We start from the raw sequence: 19,847 nt of genomic DNA on the forward strand, positions 1-19,847 counted from the left end.
ATAACTTTATGGATAACTAATCCCAAACACCTGTATAGCAACATTTAGAGATAAACTTCAAGTTATCCACATCATATAATAACATGTTGATAATATCCAGAATTGTGCGAAAAATCTATTTGTTTAGATTTAGAATTTAATTTTAAAAATATTCTTATCCCTTATTAAAGTCTATTATCTAAAGCATAATTGCTTTTAATCATATTAAATAAAAAAGTAGGTTATTAATGGATGATCTTAGCCATACTAAAAAACCCTCACTATTGTAATAGTGAGGGGATATATGAAACTTATTATAGTTCTTTTTTATTAAAAATTTTTATAGATAAAATATAAGTTAAGGCAAAAGTCACTAACCCCAATATGCCAAAGACAATAAACACAAGTAAACTATTTGTACTACTTAACATATTGGTCATTGAACTATTATGATGTGCACCTAAAGCAATTGCTAAAATATAGAATACGAAATATATAATAATCATGAAGAAAACGGTAATCATGATGATTGTGTTTGAATTTTCAGGGCCGAATTTAAATGTAAATGGGAATAAGGCGGAATATAGTCCTGTACAACCAATACAAACTAAAAAGGCAATCAACGCCATATTTAAGCTGTGAGTAATTATTAATACAATTGGAAAACTAATCACAAAAGAAATGACTGTGATAGCGCCAAAAAGTAAATAGTAACTCTTTACATAATCAGCACGTTTTACAGGCAATGTAGAGACGTAATACATCCATTTAGAATCTTTTTCGCGTTTGAAATTATCTGCAATAGATGAAACCAATAATACTACTACCATGAAACCGCTCATAGTTGGGTTTAAAAAAGTCATAATTATAGCTGCTATGATTCCAACAATGAAATATATAATTAATGGTTTTTTAGTTGCATATAAAGTACTCAATACTAAACCTTTCATTATTTATCACCTCTCATAATAATTTTAGTTGCATCATCAATGTTGTTAATTTGTTTGGCTTCGGGAACCTCATGATGATTGTTCACAAGACTAATTCTATTATGATTTCTTTGACGTGACGCGACCAAATAGTCGTTAGAAATATTAAATGATTCAACAGGTTGGTCAACAATGCCATAATTTTTGAGTAGTTCTTCTTTACTTTCCTTTAAAATGATTTCGCCGTCTCTCATAAATACTAATTGATTAGCGAGTTGTTCTATATCTTCTGAAATATGAGAAGAAATTAGAATGCTGTTACCTTGTGCCACAAAATCTTCAAGAATTTCAATCACTTGTTCTCGGCCTGATACATCCATCCCAGCAGTTGCTTCGTCAAGAATGAGTAACTTTGAGTCATGTGCCATTGAAATGGATAATGCTGTTTTCATTCTCATACCTCTTGAGAAGGTAGTGATTTGATTATGTGTTGGTAATTCAAATTCCTTTACCAATGAAAAGAATTTATCACTATTCCAAGTGTTATAAATATTAGTAAATACTTTGTCTATAGATGTTAAAGTCAATTTATTAGGTACTCTTAAATCATCAAACACTACACCAATATGCTCTTTATATTGAACGTCTTCTTCGCTCACTTCTTCATCGAAAAAGCGAATTGAACCACTATCTTTATGTCTATTTCCTACAATTGTATTAATGAGGGTAGACTTCCCTGATCCGTTCTTACCGATTAAGCCAATCACTTCACCCTGTCCAATTGAAAAAGAAATATTTGAAAGTCGAAATTCTGAATTTGTATATGACTTATTAAGATTGTGAATATCTAAAAGCTTTTCCATAAGACTATCCTCCTGAAAAATTAAACATGTTTAGTATTATTTATAAAATTTATTGATTTTAGTTAAATAACCAAAAGTGTTATAAACAAAAAGAATAATTAATACGATTAAGCTCAATGTTTGGTTAATGCCTGTAGAAATTGAGAATAGACCAACGATTAAACACCCTCCAATTATCAATGAGATGTTAACTCTATACAATTTATACATAGCAATTAAAGTGATATGACGTTCACCTTCATCGAATAAATTTAATGTTTTTTCGATATAGTTTTTCTCTCCTAGTTTAGGATATCTAGGATCAAATTTTCGGATGAAAAATCCTATCATCAAAGCTGGAATAATTGTAATAACGTAAGGTATTATCACAAACATTATATTTTTTGCTGACGCATTACCTAAAACAACGATTAAAATAGTTAGTAGACTGATTAGTATTTGTATTGAATAGATAAAGTCACTTTTCATCGATTTTAGAAATGCCTTTTTCTCATATAAATCTGCAGACTCATCATCAATGTGATTCCTAGTTTTAACTTTTAAATTGAGTGCATCTTTGTGTACTTTAAATAAATATAAAGTTAGAAGTATATTGATTATTGAAGATATAGTTGCAATTATGATAACGACGTTAGTTTTGGCAAAATGAGTGAATGGTGTCAGACTTAAAATTTTAATTCCGCCGAAAGAAAGACCTATCAATCCCCCAATTATTCCTCCAATAAGTGTTAATAATATGTATCTTCCTACTTTCATAAATCTCCCTCCTCGATGATAAAAATGTTTTCTACTGGTTCATTAAAAATTCTAGCTATTTTGATTGCTGTCAAAATAGAAGGTGTGAAATCATTACGTTCAATTAAAGAAACGGTTTGTCTTGAAATCCCTGCTTTCTTAGCAAGTTGCGTTTGGTTATATCCGTCTCTTGCACGTAATTCTTTAAGTCGATTTCGCAATTTCTATCAACTCCTTACATCAATAACATATATTACTTTAGTCAATTTGACAATTATATTAGTCAAATTGACGCGCATTAATGTCAAAACATTTAAGTTAATTTAAATGTCTGCTAAAAGTTTAAGAGGGAAAGGGATTGTGGTTGTCTTTACTCGAACTAAACGAGCGATTGTTAAAGGAATATTGCCGTTACATTTAATTTAAAAAATGTATTCAATTAATTGTAATGTTTATTTACATTTTTTCGCTAATAAATTAAAACAAATGTATTTTGGAAATGTATATATTTTGTTAATATATATCTATTGTTATGAAATGCAGGAGGTGCAAGTGGTGAGTTTTTATAACTTCATGAAAAACTATGAAGGTGAGAAAAGTCATTTTGGCGATTTATTTGAAGGTATGAAAGATATTGATTTTCCTGAAGATATCTCTACCCCTAGAGACATCATTGAAAGATTTCATCATTGGCTTGAAGAACCAAGTTTACATGATACAATCCATCAGGCTATTGAAACGTATCAACAGAAGTAGTTAGTTTTACCATCACTATTATCATTTATTGAAAATGAATTCTCTAAAAGTAAAGAGACTTAACAAAGTATTTAAGTGATGTGTATAAAAGACTTTCAGGGAGTGTTGAGTATGAATAATTTACACAATATTCGAGAAAAAATAATTTAGAAATTAAAGAGCTTGTAGAAGACTTAAACAAGAAATTTGGTACTAAATATGAAGTTCATCATATTTGGGAATGGGAAAATGGTAAGAACGAACCCAAAATGGAAGATGCACTTGTTTTAAGTAAGTATTTCGATGTACCTCATCAAGAGTTTTTAGATAGTGAAATGAAAAAGCTAAAAGATTCAGTTGATGATGTTTCAATTAATAAGTAATACGGCAAATGTAAAGGAAAGTAAGTATACATTTCTCAATTCATAATAATCAACAATAGTTCTCACCTTATATTCATAACATGACATGTAAAATCGAGAAGAAATAGTTATATGAGTTTTAATCATGCGGTCAGTCTACCCGGCCGTGTTAAACTCTGCTATTTCTTCTTAATTTTTTATTTAATTTTCAATAATTTGAATTAAATTACCACAAGTATCATCAAAAATAGCCATTCTAACGCTACCCATCGTGGTAGGTGTAACTTTAAAGTTCACATTTGACTCTAATAACGTTTCATATGTTTGTTGTACATCTTTAACACCAAACATTGTAATTGGAATCCCAGCTTCATATAGGCGCTCTTGATAGTCTTTAGAAATGGGATTGCCGTTTGGTTCTAGAATTAATTCTGTACCATCTTGATGTGTTGGAGAGACAAGTGTTAACCAGCGAAATCCCTCTCCGACAGGTTCATCGCGTTTTTTCTTAAAGCCTAAAACGTTTGTATAAAATTGTAATGCTTCTTCTTGATTTTCTACGAATATACTATTTGCAATAATATCCATATATTTCTCCCCCTTTATCTACTTTTTAAATAATTCCCTTATATTTTTTGTGTTATACATAATATTGGATGATTAATTAAGGTAATATTTCATGAAAGGTCAGTCTTAAAATGACAAGTTAAACGTTTTAATCATGTTAAATCATTTTTATCTATTTAGACATGTATTGTTTCTGGAAAATTAAAGCTAAATTTTGGTACTATTGTCAGTAATGAGTGGGAACGCGCGATGTATGAATACATACTTAAATCGTACCTTAAAGAACAGTAATTCAGGTGAAATTCATATTTAATATATAGACGTTTTACTGTTTTATAGATTAGGGAAAATTACATGAGACTGACATGTGGTTCGACCCCCATTTTCAGAATAAAAAGATAAATAATAAGGAGATGAATAATACATGACACGAGTAGTTCTAGCAGAAGCATATCGTACACCTATTGGCGTATTTGGAGGCGCATTCAAAGATGTACCTGCATATGATTTAGGTGCAACAGTCATCAAGCACATCGTTAAAAATACAGGTATAGATTCAAATGAAATCAATGAAGTGATTATGGGCAATGTCTTACAAGCAGGCCAAGGACAAAATCCTGCTCGTATTGCTTCTATTAAAGGAGGATTATCTGAAGCTACGCCGGCATTTACATTGAATAAAGTATGTGGTTCTGGATTGAAAGCAATTCAACTTGCATATCAATCTATCGTAGCAGGTGATAATGAGGTCGTTATTGCAGGTGGCATGGAGAGTATGTCGCAATCACCAATGTTATTAAAAAATGGTCGCTTTGGCTTCAAAATGGGCAATCAAACATTAGAAGATAGTATGGTAAGTGATGGTTTAACGGATAAATTCAACGATTACCACATGGGGATTACTGCGGAGAATTTAGTTGAAAAATATGGAATCAGTAGAGAGGAACAAGACCAATTCGCAGCTCAATCTCAACAAAAGGCGGCGCATGCACAAGAAACTGGTGGGTTTGACGCTGAAATTGTGCCGGTTGAGGTACCTCAGCGTAAAGGTGATCCTATCGTTGTTTCACAAGATGAAGGTATTCGCCAAGGCACAACAGCAGATAAGTTAGGCAAGTTACGTCCTGCCTTTAAAAAGGATGGTTCAGTAACAGCTGGTAATGCGTCCGGTATTAACGATGGTGCGGCTGCGATGTTAGTGATGACTGAAGAGAAAGCAAAAGCCTTAGGTGTTAAGCCGATTGCAATTCTTGATAGTTTCGGCACGAGTGGCGTGGATCCATCAATCATGGGGATTGGTCCTGTTGAAGCGGTTCGTCAAGCATTGAAGCGCTCGAATAAATCAGTTTCAGATATTGATGTTTTCGAATTAAATGAAGCCTTTGCCTCTCAATCATTGGCAGTTGATCGCGAACTTCAACTACCACAAGATAAAGTAAATGTGAAAGGTGGCGCAATTGCGCTAGGTCATCCTATCGGTGCATCAGGTGCGCGTATACTTGTAACGTTATTACATCAACTGAATGAAACAACAAAAACTGGTATAGCTTCATTATGTATCGGTGGAGGACAAGGCATCGCGACTGTTGTCTCTCACTATGAGGAGGAATAATGTATGGGTAAGGTCATTACTAATATAGAAACTGCCTTTGAACATTTAGAAGATGGTATGACTGTACTTGCTGGTGGGTTTGGCTTATGTGGCATTCCCGAATACAGTATTGCAGCTATTAAAGCGCGTGGTACAAAGAGACTTACTGTTGTTAGTAACAATTGTGGTGTAGATGACTTTGGCCTTGGTGTGTTACTTCAAGATAAACAAGTTGATAAGATGATTAGTTCTTATGTAGGTGAAAATAAATTATTCGAACAGCAATTTATCTCAGGTGAGTTAGAGGTAGAGCTTACACCTCAAGGAACATTAGCAGAAAAATTACGTGCAGGTGGTGCGGGGATTCCCGCATTTTACACTGCAACAGGCGTAGGTACTGAGATTGCTGAAGGTAAAGAAACACGTGTATTTAATGGCCGTGAATATGTCATGGAGGAAGCGATTCAAGGAGACTTTGCCATCGTAAAAGCTGATATAGCGGATACAGCTGGAAATTTAATATTTAATAAAACAGCACGTAATTTTAATCCATTATGTGCGATGGCTGCTCAGACAACCGTTGTTGAAGTAGAGAAAATTGTTGATGTTGGTGAAATTGATCCTAATCAGGTGCATCTCCCAGGTATCTATGTAGATTATATTTTCGAAGGTGAAAATTTTGAAAAACGCATCGAAAAAAGAACGCTAAGGGAGGGTTAAACGCATGACTGAATTAACACCTAAAGAGAAAATCTTGCTACGTGCAGGACGTGAAATTAAAAGTGATATGTACATTAATTTAGGTATTGGTATGCCAACATTGGTAGCGAATGCGATGCCTGAAAGTGTAGAGAATGTTTATTTTCAATCGGAAAATGGTTTACTTGGTATAGGCCCTTATCCGACTGAAGACGAGCTAGATCCAGACTTGATCAATGCAGGCAAAGAAACAGTGACAGTCGCAAAAGGGGCGAGTTATTTCGATAATGCAGAATCTTTTGCGATGATTCGAGGTGGACATATAGATTTAGCAATTCTAGGCGGTATGGAAGTATCTGAAACAGGCGATTTAGCGAATTATATGATTCCTGGCAAACTCGTCAAAGGTATGGGAGGCGCAATGGATTTAGTTGTTGGTGCTAAAAAGGTTGTGGTGATTATGTTCCATACCAATAAACATGGTGCGTCTAAGGTGAAAAAGCAATGTGATTTACCTTTAACTGGTGTGGGTGTTGTATCTAGATTAATTACCGATTTAGCCGTATTTGATTTTATTGATGGTCAGATGCGTTTGGTTGAGTTACAAGATGGTGTGACACTTGAAGAAGTTGAAGATAAAACAGAAGCACACTTTGTGAATTGTTTGAAGTAAATGCGACTGTGAAGGGAAAGTTGAATTAAGACGCCTCTTTCTGGTTTTCATCATTTTAATACTGATTTGAAAAATTAATAGCTACATTATAAAAGCTTTAAGTGATACTCTACTACGATATCACTTAAAGCTTTATTATATTTATTAAAATAGGAAGGTTAGATTGGGCGATGATGTAATGAATGGCTCTTTCATTAAGATTCGCGCATGTAACTCATGGCAAAAGGTGATGTACGACCTTAATTTTTGTTAAGGCTGTGTTGCACCTTGAGTTATGAATCTTTGGCAAGCCGGCTCAAAGCTTACCAAAGTGTTTGAGTATGTTATTTTAAATGATTGATATACTCGATAGTTGATTGTTTTAAATAGAATCGCTCAAATCTTTTTACTTTTATGGTTTGATTGCGAATGCTCTGACAGGGAAGCCGGGTGCATCTTTAGGTTTAGGGCTTATTGCGTAAATAATGGCCCCTCTTGTAGGGAGTTGATCTAAGTTTGTTAATAATTCAAGTTGGAATGTATCTTTACCTAGAATATAACGTTCTCCTACAATATCTCCATTTTTAGCAGTATCAACTGAGGCATCGGTATCAAACGTTTCATGGCCTATAGATTTTACGCCACGTTCTTCGATAAGAAATTTTAACGCATCTAAACCCCAGCCAGGTAAATGTTGGTTGCCGTCGGAGTCCTTGTTTTCAAACTGATCTATATCTGGCCAACGTTTAGACCAATCTGTACGGAGTGCGACGAAGGTACCGGCTTCAATTTTGCCGTGCTGACTTTCCCATTCTTCAAGGTGTTCTCGTGTCACGATGAAATCTGCATTATCTGCAACCTCTTTAGAGTAATCTAAGACAATGAGTGGTAATACTAGTTCTTTCAAGTCTAACTCTTCTAAATATCTCTTATTTTCCACAAAATGAATAGGCGCATCGATATGTGTACCATATTGAGTAACGATATTCCATCGTTGAACGTAAAAACCATGATCTTTGACGTTAAAGAGTGTTGAAACTTCGCCTTTTTCAAACTCACTAAAGCGAGGAATGTCTGGATCGAACGTATGAGTTAAGTCGACCCATTGGGCCTCTTTAAGTTGATTGAGTTGCTCCCATAAAGGATAGTTTGTCATAAGCATCACCTCTGAATGATATTAAGCTATTGTTGCATCGTTGTCATGGCGTTTCTTCTTAACGGCATTAACTAATACTGTTAAGGCATCTTTCACTTCGTCTTCTTTACGCGTTTTAAGACCACAATCTGGATTTACCCAGAATAATGAACGATCGATTTGCTGTAAAGAACGATTAATTGCTGTTGTAATTTCTTCTTCAGTCGGAATACGTGGACTATGAATATCATAAACACCTAATCCGATACCTAAATCATAATTGATATCTTCAAAGTCTTTGATTAAATCACCATGACTACGTGATGTTTCAATTGATATAACATCAGCATCTAAGTCGTGAATAGCATGAATGATTTGTCCGAATTGAGAATAGCACATATGTGTATGAATTTGTGTTTCATCATGAACGGACGATGTTGCTAACTTGAATGAGTTGACGGCATCTTTCAAGTATTGATCATGATATTCAGAACGTAATGGTAAGCCTTCACGTAATGCTGGTTCGTCTACTTGAATGACTTTAATGCCCGCTTCTTCAAGTGCTAAGACTTCTTCATCAATAGCTAATGCAATTTGATCTTGAACAACTTTACGTGGTACATCTACACGTTCGAATGACCAGTTAAGAATTGTTACTGGTCCAGTTAACATACCTTTGACTGGCTTATCGGTTAAACTTTGTGCATAGACTGTTTCTTTAACAGTTAAAGGTTCAGTCCATTTTACATCCCCGTAAATCACAGGTGGTTTAACTGCACGAGAGCCATATGATTGCACCCAACCAAACTTAGTTACTAAGAAGCCTTGAAGTTTTTCACCGAAGAATTCAACCATGTCATTACGTTCGAATTCACCATGCACAAGGACGTCTAAACCGATGTCTTCTTGGATTTTAATCCAACGTGCAATTTCATTTTGTAGGAACTCTTGATATTCACCATCTGTAATGCGATGGTTCTTCCAATCTGCACGATATTTACGTACTTCACGTGTTTGAGGGAATGACCCGATTGTTGTAGTTGGTAAATCCGGTAAATTTAGACGTGCATATTGTTTTTGTTTACGTTCTGAGAATGGTGATTTACGACTTGTAGGAACGCTATCAAAATCATACTCAAGGTTTTTGAATGATTGGCTTTGGAAACGTTCGTAACGTGCTTTGAGCTCATCATATTTTGCGCTATCATTATTGTTGAACAAACGACGTAATGCATCTAATTCGTCTAACTTTTCAGTAGCAAAACTCAAACCTTCGGCAATAGATTCATCTAACGTTTCGTCATCTAATGAGACTGGCACATGTAGAAGAGAAGACGATGGTTGAATTACTAATTGATTAGTATATTGTTGCAACGTTTCAATTAATTGCTTTTTAGCTTCAATATCTGCAGCCCACACGTTACGACCATCAATAATACCAGCATAAAGTGACTTGCGTGAGTCGAAATCTCCTGCTTCAATTTGTTTTAAGTTATAACCATTGTCATGAACAAAGTCTAAACCTAATCCGCCAACTGGTAATGAACTTAAGAATTTTAAATGCACACGTTCGAAGTAAGTTTGGATGACTAACTTTTCACCTAAGCCCGCTTGAGCAAAATACTCATAAGCTTCTTTTGTAATATCCTCATAGCTTTCGCTATCGTCAGTTACTAAAATAGGTTCATCAATTTGAATATATTCAGCGCCAGCTTGAATTAATGATGATAAAACTTCTTTATAAAGTGGAAGCAATGTTTGGACTTTTTCTTCAAATGATTGGTTGCCACCTTTAGAGAGTTTGACGAATGTGATAGGTCCAACAATCACAGGGTGAGCATTCACATTAATAGATTGAGCATATTTGAATCGTTCTAATAATGTATTTTTCTCAACTTTTGGTTCTACATTGTCCCATTCCGGTACGATGTAATGATAGTTTGTATTAAACCATTTAATTAATGCACTCGCTACATGTTCCTTATTACCGCGGGCGATATCAAACAATAAATCGTCATCGACTTCACGACCTTGGAAACGTTTAGGAATAATATTGAATAGTAGAGATGTATCAAGAATATGGTCATATAATGAGAAGTCTCCAACTGGAATACTATCTAAATGATAATTCTTTTGAAGTAATAGGTTTTCTTTGTGTAAATCAGTAAGTGTTTGATCTAATTCAGCTTTATTAATTTTTTTAGCCCAGTAACTTTCGATAGCTTTTTTCCATTCTCTTTTTCTACCTAATCTTGGGAATCCTAAGTTTGAAGTTTTAATTGTTGTCATAATATTGCCTCCTTATTAGCAGTAATTGATTTAGAGTATGCTGCGAGTTCTAGTGAGTAATCCACCTTCTGGAATGGTGTAATAATGTATAAACCATTAAAATATTCATGCACTGTATCGATTAATTCTTTTGAAAGTCGTAAACTTAACTCTTTCGTTTTTTCTTTATCATCTTTAACAGTTTTGAATTGGTTCAATACATCTTCTGACATCTTTATGCCTGGCACTTCGTTATGTAAGAAAAGTGCATTATTATAACTAGCGATAGGCATAATGCCAATGAAGAACGGTGTATTTAAATGTTTCGTTTCTTCATAAACTTGTTTAATTTTTTCTTTGCTGTAGACGGGTTGTGTAATGAAATAGCTCATGCCACTTGCGACTTTTTTCTCCAGACGCTTTACGGCGCCGTCTAGTTTACGTACGTTTGGATCGAACGCACCTGCGATGTTGAAGTTTGTATGTTTCTTCAGCGCATCACCATCTGTATTAATACCTTGGTTAAATCTCAATGCGAGTTCCGTTAAACCTTTTGAATTTACATCGTAGACATTGGTTGCTCCTGGTAAGTGACCTACTTTAGAAGGATCTCCTGTAATTGCTAGAATTTCGTTAACACCAATCAGTGATAATCCTAGAAGGTGAGATTGCAGGCCGATAAGGTTTCGGTCGCGACATGTCACGTGAACGAGTGGTTCGATATCGTATTGTTGTTTAATAAGACTTGCGGCAGCAATATTGCTTACTCGAACCGTTGCAAGTGAATTATCAGCTAATGTGACGGCATCGATACCTGCTTCATCGAGTTTGCCTACATTTTCAAAGAAGGTATCTGTGTCTAAGTGCTTAGGTGTATCAAGTTCCACAATGACCGTTGGCCCATTCTTAACTTTAGAAGTCAGATTCTGTTTAACCACTTTCGTAGGTTTGTGATTAGATGTCTTCGTGATTGGAACGACCTTCTTGTCTTTTATAGGTGTTAAACCTTGAACAGCAGTCTTAATGTAACGAATGTGCTCAGGCGTCGTACCACAACATCCGCCAATTAATCTCACACCTTCATTAATTAATTCTTGTGCTACATCTCCGAAATATTGGGCATTATCACTGTATTTAAATTCACTGTTTTCAATATCTAAGAGACTCGCGTTTGGATAACACGATAAATAGGCATTATCCGGAAGTTCTATATGTGAAAATGAACGCTGCATATGGTGTGGACCATGGTGACAATTGAGACCTACGACATTAGCCCCACATGCAACCAGTTGTTTAAGAGCGTCATTGATTTCAGTACCATCAACAAGATAGTTCGTATTTGAAGCGGTCAACTGTGCGATGATAGGAATCTCATACTTTCGACGTGTGGCGACAACAATACTTTTTAATTCGTCTAAATCGTAGTAGGTTTCAAATAGTAGCGCATCTACGCCCTCGTCAATCAAAGTATCAATTTGTAATTCGGTGTGATATTGAATCGTAGACAAACTGATGTCATCTTGTCTGACACCTCTAAAGCCACCTACAGTTCCTAAGATGAACGTGTCATGATGCGCTGCACGTTTTGCAATTTGAACTGCTGCTTTATGAATTTCTTTGACACGATGTTCTAAGCCGAAAGTTTTTAACTTTTCAAAGTTAGCACCATACGTATTGGTTTGAATGACGTTTGCACCTGCTTCAATATAAGAGCGATGAATACGTTCTACCTTATCAGGGTGGGTTAAGTTATATGCTTCAGGGCAAGTGTCGAGCCCTTCTGAATAAAATATTGTTCCGATAGCTCCATCAGCTACCAAAACGTTGTTCTGCAATTGGTTCAGAAATTGACTCATTGAAAGCCTCCTTTAAAGCGTAGTTAATATCTGCAATGATTTCTTCTGGGTCCTCTAGTCCTACACTTAAGCGAAATAAACCGAAAGTAATGCCTCTCTTATTTCTTATTGCCTCAGGAACAGCTGCGTGAGACATTGTGGCTGGGTGGGAGAGGATTGTTTCAACTCCGCCAAGACTGACAGACACAAGTGGTAAAGTTAGAGACTCTACAAAGGTTTGTGCCTTTGATTCGTCTTTAAGTCTGAAGCCAATGACAGCACCACCGGTTGAAGCCTGTCTTAAATGTATTGGATTATTTCCTGGGTAATATACTTCAGCAATTTCGTTACTTTGACTTAAGAACTCAACTAAACGTTCAGCATTTTCTACAGATTGTTTAAATCTTACAGGTAACGTTTTAAGATGCTTTGCTAACGTCCAACTATCATGAGCTGAAAGCGCCGTTCCAGTACCGTTTTGTAAGAGGTAGAGGGCATCTGCAATATCTTTACGATTAGTGATCGCTGCTCCAGCAATAAGATCACTATGACCACCTAAAAATTTAGTAGCACTATGTACTACAATATCTGCTCCTAGAGCTAAAGGAGATTGACTAAGGGGTGTCATAAAGGTATTATCTACCGCTAAGAGTAAGTTGTTTTGTTTGGCTATTCTAGCTACTGCACGAATATCCGTAATTTTGAAAAGTGGGTTCGATGGCGTTTCCACATATATGAGTTTTGTATTTGATTGAATTGCATTTTTAATTTCTAGAATGTTTGTCGCATTTACCGTCGAAAATTTAATGTTAAAACGATTTAATATTTGTTCAGTAAGACGAAATGTGCCACCATAAACGTCATCAGGAAGAATTACATGATCGTCTGATTTGAGTGTAAGTAAGACAGCAGTAATGGCTGCTATACCTGATGCATATGCGAAAGCATATTTTCCACCTTCTAAACGTGCTAATTTTTCTTCCAAAAGCGTACGGTTTGGGTTTCCACTTCTTGCGTAGTCGTATTGTGCATTCCCGCCAAGTACTGTTTGGTGAAATGTTGAAGAATCATATAAGGGTGGATTTGCTGAGTGATAATCCTGTCCTCTACGTGAATCAAAGATTACTTCTGTCTCTCTAGATAAACTCATGAAATCACTCCTACTTTAGAATTTTCTAACGCTTGAATAATATCTGCTTCAATATCGTGATAATCTTCAATACCAACTGATAGTCGAATCAGGTGTTCGTCTATTCCTCGTTTATCTTTTTCAACATCAGGCATATCTACATGTGTTTGTGTATATGGGAAGGTGATAAATGTTTCTGTACCTCCTAAACTTTCTGCGAATATGCAGATGTCTAAATTTTCCAAAAATTTAGCGACACTAAAAGCCTTATTGAGTCTTAAACTAAGCATTCCTGTACGGCCGCTATAGAGGACTTCGTCTATGGATTCTGAATGACGACAACGTTCAGCCAGTCGTTGTGCATTTTCTTGAGAGCGATCGATACGAAGATGTAATGTCTTAAGTCCTCTTTGAAGTAGATAACTGTCTAAAGGTGATAACGTTGCGCCAATCATATTATGGAATTGTCCAAGTTGTTCAGCCAAGTGTTCATCTTTCACAGTCACGACGCCGGCTAATACATCGTTATGTCCACCAATATATTTCGTTGCTGAATGTAAAACGATATCTGCACCTTCTTCAAGAGGTGTTGATAGATAGGGCGTTAAGAACGTATTATCAATGATTGTTAATAAATTGTGTTTTTTACTTAGAACATAATACGGCTCGACATCAATTTCTATCATTTGTGGATTGGAAATCGGTTCAATAAATAAAGCTTTTGTTTGTGGAGTTATATTTTTTTCAACATCTTCATAATCTAAGAAATCAACGTATTTAAATTTCACGCCATATTGTTGTTCGTAGAAATCGAATAAACGGAAAGTGCCTCCGTATAAATCAAACGCTACGAGCACTTCATCCCCAGGTTTGAAGATGTTACAAACGAGTTGGATTGCTGCCATTCCACTAGAAGTGGCAAAAGATGCAATGCCTTTTTCCAGTTTGGCAAATGATTCTTCGAACGCTGTGCGAGTTGGGTTCTTAGTGCGTGTATAATCATATCCTGTTGATTGACCTAGATGAGGATGTTGATATGCAGTAGATAAATAAATTGGATTGGCAATAGCGCCGGTATGATCCTTTGTTAGAGCAATTTGAGCTAATTCAGTATCCTTCATTTCTAGACCCTCCTAATTAAATAAATAAAAAAAGCTTCCGTCCTTTAAACCCGATTCATTCGGATGTAAAGGACGAAAGCTTAAGTTTCGCGGTACCACCTTTGTTTGTCACTTTATTACTAAAGTAACCTCTACCAGTACGCCATTATGTTTGAACAGCGTCTATTTATGGAAGTGTCAACTTCAATCACAAGCATTATCGTTATGTTAAATCATTGAGCCAAATAAAAAACTCATTTAGTCTTGGGAAGAATAAATGAGTATTAACGATACGTTGTGACGATGGTAATGAATTCCAGTACGCCATTCAACTACAATGTTAATACTGTATCGCTATAACGGGCGAACCCGTTGATACCTCATATTGGCATCAACACTCCAAGGCCATTTTCAAACTTTCTTTCAATACCTTCTCTCAGCTAACGAAGACTCTCTGTAAAAGCAGTGTAAGTTCTACTTTCCTTTTTATAGTGTGTAAAATGTTTCGTTTTGTAATTGTTAATACTTAGATTACAGAGTAGGAAATGATTTGTCAACAACTTTTCTGAAAATTTAGATTAAACAGTTTACTTAGAAGTGCGACGAATACTTTTAACATAGAGTTTCGCGTTATTGAAAAAATTACATTTGAGTTAGTATAATCATTTACTAAAGCTTGTACTACAAGAGTGAAATTTTTAAAATAATAAGTGTTAAGAAATGATGTGTTGCAAAAATTGTTAATCATTTATAGAAAGATGTGAAAATATGACGCAAAATGATGATCAGCGCTTGCAACTCGAGAGAGATGAGCAAGTTCAACATGTAGCTATAGATTTAATCAAGCCTAATCCTTACCAACCACGCAAGACCTTTGATGAGGATAAATTGCAAGATTTAGCTAAATCTATTCAACAACATGGAATCCTTCAACCTATTGTAATAAGAGAAACCATACAAGGATATTATATTGTAGTGGGTGAGCGACGCTTTAGAGCTTCACAAATCGTTGGGTTAGAAAGTATTCCTGCGATAGTTAAAAAGTTATCTGATGAAGATATGATGGAGCTCGCAATTATTGAAAATTTACAACGTGAAGATTTAAATGCGATTGAAGAGGCTGAAAGTTATAAAAAATTAATGTCGGATTTAAAGATTACGCAGCAAGAAGTTGCTCGTAGATTAGGTAAATCACGTCCTTATATTGCGAATATGCTTAGATTACTCCATCTTCCATCCGCCATTATGAAGATGGTTAAAGAGGGAGAGCTCTCTGGTGCACATGGCCGCACCTTATTATCCTTAAAGGACGAAGCTTTAATGAAAAAGGTAGGTAAAGAAGCCGTCCGGGAGTCTTGGAGCGTACGACAACTTGAGCAATATGTAAATACATATTTACAAGAAGGCGAGTCGAATGCAAAATCAAAGCAAGCGAACAATAAAAAACCGAAATTTATTCAACAACAGGAAAGGTTACTTAAAGAGCAGTATGGTTCCAAAGTTGAAATTTCCACGTCTAAAAATATTGGAAAAATCACGTTTGAATTTAAATCAGAAGACGAGTTTAAAAGAATTATTCAGCAATTGAATAGAAAGTAGTAAAGTTATAAAGCTACTTTTAAAACTGTAGACTGATTAAATCTGTATTTCTTTAAGTTATAATATGGGAATTATGGAAAATTTGAAAAGGAGGTAATACATTTATGAATCAAGTAAAGCATATTTTATCTTCTTTATTTGAACCTTTAACTAAAGTAGAGACTTATGAAAATCTTGTCATAAAAATTATTATGATTTTGATTTATATCATTGTCGCACTCATCGTTATAGCGATTTTAAATAAAGTCATTGAACAAGCTTTTAAAATACAAAATAAAAGTAAAAAAGGAAATAAGAAACGTTCTAAGACACTCGTGTCACTAGTACAAAACGTAGTAAAATATATCGTATGGTTTATTGTGATTACTACAATATTAAGTAAATTTGGTATAAGTGTTGAAGGAATTATCGCCAGTGCTGGTGTGGTCGGAGTTGCAGTAGGTTTCGGTGCTCAAACGATTGTCAAAGACATCATTACAGGTTTCTTTATTATATTTGAGAATCAATTTGATGTTGGAGATTATGTTAAAATCAATAGCGGTGGAACAACTGTAGCAGAAGGTACAGTTAAGTCTATTGGTTTGAGATCTACGCGTATCAACACTATTTCTGGTGAATTGACGATTTTGCCAAATGGTAGCATGGGAGAGATAACTAATTTCTCAATTACTAACGGCACATCTATTGTGGAACTTCCAGTCTCAGTTGATGAGAATTTAGACCAAGTTGAGAAGAAATTAAATAAATTATTTACTTCATTACGTAGTAAGTACTATTTATTTGTTAGTGATCCAGTGGTTGAAGGTATTGATGCAATAGAGAATAATAAAGCAACGATTCGTATTTCTGCCGAGACAATTCCTGGCGAAGGTGCTTCAGGTGCTCGTATTATTAGAAAAGAAGCACAAAAAATGTTTATTCAAGAAGGCATACGCATGCCACAACCTCTATTCACTCAGTACAGTGAAGAGCAAAGTAAAAGCTAATTATCATTGGAGGTCATTTTATGACGTCAAATTACGGAATAAATGATATAGTAGAAATGAAAAAACAACATGCATGTGGAACAAATCGTTTTAAAATTATAAGAATGGGTGCTGATATAAGAATTAAATGTGAAAATTGTCAGCGTAGCATTATGATTCCACGTCAGACGTTTAATAAAAAATTGAAAAAAGTTCTTGAATCTCATCAAGACGAAGAAAGTTAGGAGAATGATTAATGGCTTTAACAGCAGGTATCGTAGGCTTACCTAACGTAGGTAAATCTACCCTATTTAATGCAATTACTAAAGCTGGTGCATTAGCAGCAAACTATCCATTTGCTACGATTGATCCGAACGTGGGAATCGTAGAAGTACCAGATTCACGTTTATTTAAATTAGAAGAAATGGTACAACCTAAAAAAACAATTCCTACTACATTTGAATTTACAGATATTGCAGGTATCGTGAAAGGTGCCTCTAAAGGCGAAGGATTAGGAAATAAATTCTTATCCCATATCCGTGAAGTAGATGCGATATGCCAGGTTGTTCGTGCATTTGACGATGAAAATGTAACGCATGTATCTGGTCGAGTGAATCCTCTAGATGACATTGAAGTAATCAATATGGAATTGGTATTAGCAGATTTAGAATCTGTTGATAAGCGCTTACCTAAAATTGAAAAAATGGCTCGTCAAAAGGATAAAACAGCTGAGATGGAGTTACGCATCTTGACTAGAATTAAAGAAGCGTTAGAAGATGGTAAACCGGTTAGAAGTATTGATTTCAATGAAGATGACCAAAAATGGGTAAATCAAGCACAATTATTAACTTCTAAGAAAATGTTATATATCGCTAATGTTGGTGAAGATGAAATTGGCGATGAAGATAACGATAAAGTTAAAGCAATTCGCGAATATGCTGAAAAAGAAGATTCTGAAGTCATTGTGATTAGTGCCAAAATTGAAGAAGAAATCGCAACATTAGATGATGAAGATAAAGAAATGTTCTTAGAAGATCTAGGTATTGAAGAACCTGGTTTAGATCGTTTAATTCGAACTACTTATGACTTATTAGGCTTATCTACTTACTTTACAGCTGGTGTCCAAGAAGTTCGTGCATGGACATTTAGACAAGGTATGACAGCACCACAATGTGCAGGTATTATTCATACTGACTTTGAGCGTGGATTTATACGTGCCGAAGTTACTAGTTATGAAGATTATGTTGAACACGGTGGCGAAAATGGCGCTAAAGAAGCGGGTAAACAACGTTTAGAAGGTAAAGAGTACATTATGAAGGATGGAGACATCGTACACTTCCGCTTTAATGTATAATTGAATGAATATTATGGAGCTATCTCATTAGGAGATGGCTCTTTTTTATAAAAAAGAAGCAATGTAGTTTAGTATGCTCAAAGTGGCTAAGTGACTCAACTACATTGCTTTTATATTTGAATTTCCAAATTCTTAAAAAAATGGAATTACTTCACTTGCTTCGATTATATCTTGAGTGCTAAAGAATTGCTTTCCTTCGCCAGTGTATGCAGGTTCAAGGACCATATTTGCCTTAGCACAATAAAGCCATTCAGGGTGAATACCACAATTTAAGATATCTTGAAATTCTTGGAAATCTTTATTCCAATCTAAATTTAATTTCATGCTAAACACCTCACCTATATTATAGAACGAATGTTCGTAAAAGTGAAGTGTTTTTGTTCGATTATGTTCGTATTAATTTTAAGATGTGAACCAAGAAGCATCAACATTGCTATCAAGGTAATTGGCATCTACGTTTTGGTCTAACTCAGGTGAATAATAACTATCAGTATATTGCCATAAAACTTTTTCACGTGTAGGTTCTTCAGCTTGATAAGATGCTAACCAGTAGCCATCATACGAACTTACTGCATTTGCAACGTGATTTACCATAAAGTTTTCATAAGAATAGAAGAGTATTTTTTTGTTTCCTGCAAGTTGTCTCATTTGATTTGCCCAAGCTTGAGTAGCTGTATTCTCATCGCCACTCGTTACTGAAGATTGTTCATAGTCATTAATATAGAATGAAGCTTTTGGAGCACGATTGTATAAAGTTCTTGCTTCATAACGCGCGTCATCAGCATTCTCATACATACTATAAGAATAAACACCGAATTTCATATTATTTTTGTCTAATAAAGCTGAATTGTGCTCTAAACATTGATCTACATATTCTGAACCATACTGGCCGCGTATAATGATGAAGTCATAATTTTTCTTGAGTTTTTTAACTTGAGCGTCAGTTAAATTACCTTGCCATTCTGAAATATCTAATACTCTCTCTCCAGTGTTAGTTACAGCTGATCTAGATTTAGTTGAGAACGTTGAACGATTTTGTGTTGCGTTACTTTTTTGATTAGGATGTTTCTTTAAATATTGTTGGTAGCCATAACCCATTGTTCCTTTTTCACTTGTTGACTGACTTTTAGAAGATTCCTCTGCATTTGCGTTAACCATGCCCAAACTTGTCGCTAACATTGAAAATGAAATTATCGAGTATGTAACCTTCTTTAACATAAATGTGCTCCTTTTTTATTGAGAATTTAGAAATTACGTACAATTATATGTAAAATGTAATTTTTATGCTATAACAATTAAACTCAATTCGCAACAACGCATTTAGTACGATTTGTAATGTTTAAATATTAA

General features: G+C 34.9%; 20 protein-coding genes and 1 other annotated feature. Of the genes, 8 read left to right on the forward strand and 12 right to left on the reverse strand.

The window, feature by feature from the left end; genetic code table 11:
* Positions 1–293: 293 nt before the first annotated feature.
* Genes MHI13_RS22245 through MHI13_RS22260 form a run of 4 tightly spaced genes read right to left on the reverse strand, consistent with a single transcriptional unit; the run spans position 294 to position 2,727 of the window.
* Positions 294–929 carry an ABC-2 transporter permease gene (locus tag MHI13_RS22245; protein ID WP_002434506.1) on the reverse strand — a complete coding sequence of 212 codons (636 nt, stop codon included), beginning with the start codon at positions 927–929 and terminating at the stop codon, positions 294–296.
* Positions 929–1,771 (reverse strand): ABC transporter ATP-binding protein, encoded by an 843-nt coding sequence (locus MHI13_RS22250; RefSeq protein WP_002434510.1) that lies wholly within the window; start codon positions 1,769–1,771, stop codon positions 929–931. Before MHI13_RS22250 ends, MHI13_RS22245 begins: the two co-directional genes overlap by 1 nt.
* A 36-nt stretch (positions 1,772–1,807) precedes the next feature.
* Positions 1,808–2,527, reverse strand: a complete 720-nt coding sequence (locus MHI13_RS22255) for a DUF3169 family protein (protein WP_002434141.1) — start codon at positions 2,525–2,527, stop codon at positions 1,808–1,810.
* Positions 2,524–2,727 carry a helix-turn-helix transcriptional regulator gene (locus MHI13_RS22260; protein WP_002434049.1) on the reverse strand — a complete coding sequence of 68 codons (204 nt, stop codon included), beginning with the start codon at positions 2,725–2,727 and terminating at the stop codon, positions 2,524–2,526. The genes MHI13_RS22255 and MHI13_RS22260 overlap by 4 nt, the downstream gene beginning before the upstream one ends.
* A 334-nt stretch (positions 2,728–3,061) precedes the next feature.
* Here MHI13_RS22260 and MHI13_RS22265 point away from each other — a divergent pair, with 334 nt between their 5' ends.
* Positions 3,062–3,262, forward strand: coding sequence for a YozE family protein (locus tag MHI13_RS22265; protein WP_016898412.1), 201 nt, complete (start codon positions 3,062–3,064; stop codon positions 3,260–3,262).
* A 542-nt stretch (positions 3,263–3,804) separates the two neighbouring features.
* On the opposite strand, the gene MHI13_RS22275 is transcribed toward MHI13_RS22265, so the two are convergent.
* The gene (locus tag MHI13_RS22275; protein ID WP_002434067.1) at positions 3,805–4,191 is read right to left on the reverse strand and encodes a VOC family protein; all 387 of its coding nucleotides are present in this window, start codon (positions 4,189–4,191) and stop codon (positions 3,805–3,807) included.
* Between the two features lie 403 nt (positions 4,192–4,594).
* Between MHI13_RS22275 and MHI13_RS22280 the strand changes: the two genes are divergently transcribed.
* The 3 genes from MHI13_RS22280 to MHI13_RS22290 are packed head-to-tail and all read left to right on the forward strand — an operon-like array spanning position 4,595 to position 7,133.
* Positions 4,595–5,782: an acetyl-CoA C-acetyltransferase gene (locus MHI13_RS22280; protein ID WP_002434102.1), complete on the forward strand. Its 1,188-nt coding sequence runs from the start codon at positions 4,595–4,597 to the stop codon at positions 5,780–5,782.
* Between the two features lie 3 nt (positions 5,783–5,785).
* On the forward strand, positions 5,786–6,481 hold the full coding sequence (locus tag MHI13_RS22285) for a CoA transferase subunit A (RefSeq protein WP_064210506.1): 696 nt from the start codon (positions 5,786–5,788) through the stop codon (positions 6,479–6,481).
* A gap of 4 nt (positions 6,482–6,485) precedes the next feature.
* Complete coding sequence (locus MHI13_RS22290) at positions 6,486–7,133, forward strand: 3-oxoacid CoA-transferase subunit B (RefSeq protein WP_002469647.1); 648 nt, start codon at positions 6,486–6,488, stop codon at positions 7,131–7,133.
* 391 nt (positions 7,134–7,524) lie between these two features.
* On the opposite strand, the gene MHI13_RS22295 is transcribed toward MHI13_RS22290, so the two are convergent.
* From MHI13_RS22295 to MHI13_RS22315, 5 genes are read right to left on the reverse strand one after another with little or no spacing between them, the layout of a single operon-like run.
* The gene (locus MHI13_RS22295) at positions 7,525–8,268 is read right to left on the reverse strand and encodes a cyclase family protein (protein WP_002434088.1); all 744 of its coding nucleotides are present in this window, start codon (positions 8,266–8,268) and stop codon (positions 7,525–7,527) included.
* Between the two features lie 21 nt (positions 8,269–8,289).
* On the reverse strand, positions 8,290–10,536 hold the full coding sequence (metE, locus tag MHI13_RS22300) for a 5-methyltetrahydropteroyltriglutamate--homocysteine S-methyltransferase (RefSeq protein WP_340762076.1): 2,247 nt from the start codon (positions 10,534–10,536) through the stop codon (positions 8,290–8,292).
* A complete protein-coding gene (locus MHI13_RS22305; RefSeq protein WP_064210507.1) occupies positions 10,533–12,371 on the reverse strand; it encodes a bifunctional homocysteine S-methyltransferase/methylenetetrahydrofolate reductase in 1,839 nt (612 codons plus the stop codon). The genes metE and MHI13_RS22305 overlap by 4 nt, the downstream gene beginning before the upstream one ends.
* Positions 12,325–13,500, reverse strand: a complete 1,176-nt coding sequence (gene metC, locus MHI13_RS22310) for a cystathionine beta-lyase MetC (protein WP_064210508.1) — start codon at positions 13,498–13,500, stop codon at positions 12,325–12,327. Before metC ends, MHI13_RS22305 begins: the two co-directional genes overlap by 47 nt.
* Positions 13,497–14,600: a PLP-dependent transferase gene (locus MHI13_RS22315; RefSeq protein ID WP_002434054.1), complete on the reverse strand. Its 1,104-nt coding sequence runs from the start codon at positions 14,598–14,600 to the stop codon at positions 13,497–13,499. Before MHI13_RS22315 ends, metC begins: the two co-directional genes overlap by 4 nt.
* 65 nt (positions 14,601–14,665) lie before the next feature.
* Positions 14,666–15,078: a binding site (T-box leader), on the reverse strand.
* 269 nt (positions 15,079–15,347) lie between these two features.
* Here MHI13_RS22315 and MHI13_RS22320 point away from each other — a divergent pair.
* The 4 genes from MHI13_RS22320 (at position 15,348) to ychF (ending at position 18,497) form a co-directional block, all read left to right on the forward strand.
* A complete protein-coding gene (locus tag MHI13_RS22320; protein ID WP_002434495.1) occupies positions 15,348–16,178 on the forward strand; it encodes a ParB/RepB/Spo0J family partition protein in 831 nt (276 codons plus the stop codon).
* 104 nt (positions 16,179–16,282) lie between these two features.
* Positions 16,283–17,164 (forward strand): mechanosensitive ion channel family protein, encoded by an 882-nt coding sequence (locus MHI13_RS22325; protein ID WP_002434037.1) that lies wholly within the window; start codon positions 16,283–16,285, stop codon positions 17,162–17,164.
* 20 nt (positions 17,165–17,184) lie between these two features.
* Positions 17,185–17,388 (forward strand): DUF951 domain-containing protein, encoded by a 204-nt coding sequence (locus MHI13_RS22330; protein WP_002434463.1) that lies wholly within the window; start codon positions 17,185–17,187, stop codon positions 17,386–17,388.
* A gap of 11 nt (positions 17,389–17,399) precedes the next feature.
* Positions 17,400–18,497: a redox-regulated ATPase YchF gene (ychF, locus tag MHI13_RS22335; protein WP_002434081.1), complete on the forward strand. Its 1,098-nt coding sequence runs from the start codon at positions 17,400–17,402 to the stop codon at positions 18,495–18,497.
* 132 nt (positions 18,498–18,629) lie between these two features.
* Here the strand turns inward: ychF and MHI13_RS22340 are convergent, their stop codons facing one another.
* A complete protein-coding gene (locus MHI13_RS22340) occupies positions 18,630–18,821 on the reverse strand; it encodes a hypothetical protein (protein WP_002434516.1) in 192 nt (63 codons plus the stop codon).
* A gap of 78 nt (positions 18,822–18,899) precedes the next feature.
* A complete protein-coding gene (locus tag MHI13_RS22345) occupies positions 18,900–19,715 on the reverse strand; it encodes a GH25 family lysozyme (RefSeq protein WP_002434109.1) in 816 nt (271 codons plus the stop codon).
* Between the last annotated feature and the right edge of the window lie 132 nt (positions 19,716–19,847).

The sequence above is a fragment of the Staphylococcus sp. FSL K6-0223 genome (assembly GCF_038008285.1).

Excerpts from the sequence above, each read along its gene's own strand:
- metE (WP_340762076.1), bottom strand. The coding sequence starts at position 10,536 with ATGACAACAATTAAAACTTCAAACTTAGGATTCCCAAGATTAGGTAGA.
- MHI13_RS22330 (WP_002434463.1), top strand. The coding sequence starts at position 17,185 with ATGACGTCAAATTACGGAATAAATGATATAGTAGAAATGAAAAAACAA.
- MHI13_RS22315 (WP_002434054.1), bottom strand. The coding sequence starts at position 14,600 with ATGAAGGATACTGAATTAGCTCAAATTGCTCTAACAAAGGATCATACC.
- MHI13_RS22245 (WP_002434506.1), bottom strand. The coding sequence starts at position 929 with ATGAAAGGTTTAGTATTGAGTACTTTATATGCAACTAAAAAACCATTA.
- MHI13_RS22255 (WP_002434141.1), bottom strand. The coding sequence starts at position 2,527 with ATGAAAGTAGGAAGATACATATTATTAACACTTATTGGAGGAATAATT.
- MHI13_RS22295 (WP_002434088.1), bottom strand. The coding sequence starts at position 8,268 with ATGACAAACTATCCTTTATGGGAGCAACTCAATCAACTTAAAGAGGCC.
- MHI13_RS22275 (WP_002434067.1), bottom strand. The coding sequence starts at position 4,191 with ATGGATATTATTGCAAATAGTATATTCGTAGAAAATCAAGAAGAAGCA.
- MHI13_RS22320 (WP_002434495.1), top strand. The coding sequence starts at position 15,348 with ATGACGCAAAATGATGATCAGCGCTTGCAACTCGAGAGAGATGAGCAA.
- ychF (WP_002434081.1), top strand. The coding sequence starts at position 17,400 with ATGGCTTTAACAGCAGGTATCGTAGGCTTACCTAACGTAGGTAAATCT.
- MHI13_RS22345 (WP_002434109.1), bottom strand. The coding sequence starts at position 19,715 with ATGTTAAAGAAGGTTACATACTCGATAATTTCATTTTCAATGTTAGCG.
- MHI13_RS22250 (WP_002434510.1), bottom strand. The coding sequence starts at position 1,771 with ATGGAAAAGCTTTTAGATATTCACAATCTTAATAAGTCATATACAAAT.
- MHI13_RS22305 (WP_064210507.1), bottom strand. The coding sequence starts at position 12,371 with ATGAGTCAATTTCTGAACCAATTGCAGAACAACGTTTTGGTAGCTGAT.
- MHI13_RS22280 (WP_002434102.1), top strand. The coding sequence starts at position 4,595 with ATGACACGAGTAGTTCTAGCAGAAGCATATCGTACACCTATTGGCGTA.
- MHI13_RS22285 (WP_064210506.1), top strand. The coding sequence starts at position 5,786 with ATGGGTAAGGTCATTACTAATATAGAAACTGCCTTTGAACATTTAGAA.
- metC (WP_064210508.1), bottom strand. The coding sequence starts at position 13,500 with ATGAGTTTATCTAGAGAGACAGAAGTAATCTTTGATTCACGTAGAGGA.
- MHI13_RS22290 (WP_002469647.1), top strand. The coding sequence starts at position 6,486 with ATGACTGAATTAACACCTAAAGAGAAAATCTTGCTACGTGCAGGACGT.
- MHI13_RS22325 (WP_002434037.1), top strand. The coding sequence starts at position 16,283 with ATGAATCAAGTAAAGCATATTTTATCTTCTTTATTTGAACCTTTAACT.
- MHI13_RS22340 (WP_002434516.1), bottom strand. The coding sequence starts at position 18,821 with ATGAAATTAAATTTAGATTGGAATAAAGATTTCCAAGAATTTCAAGAT.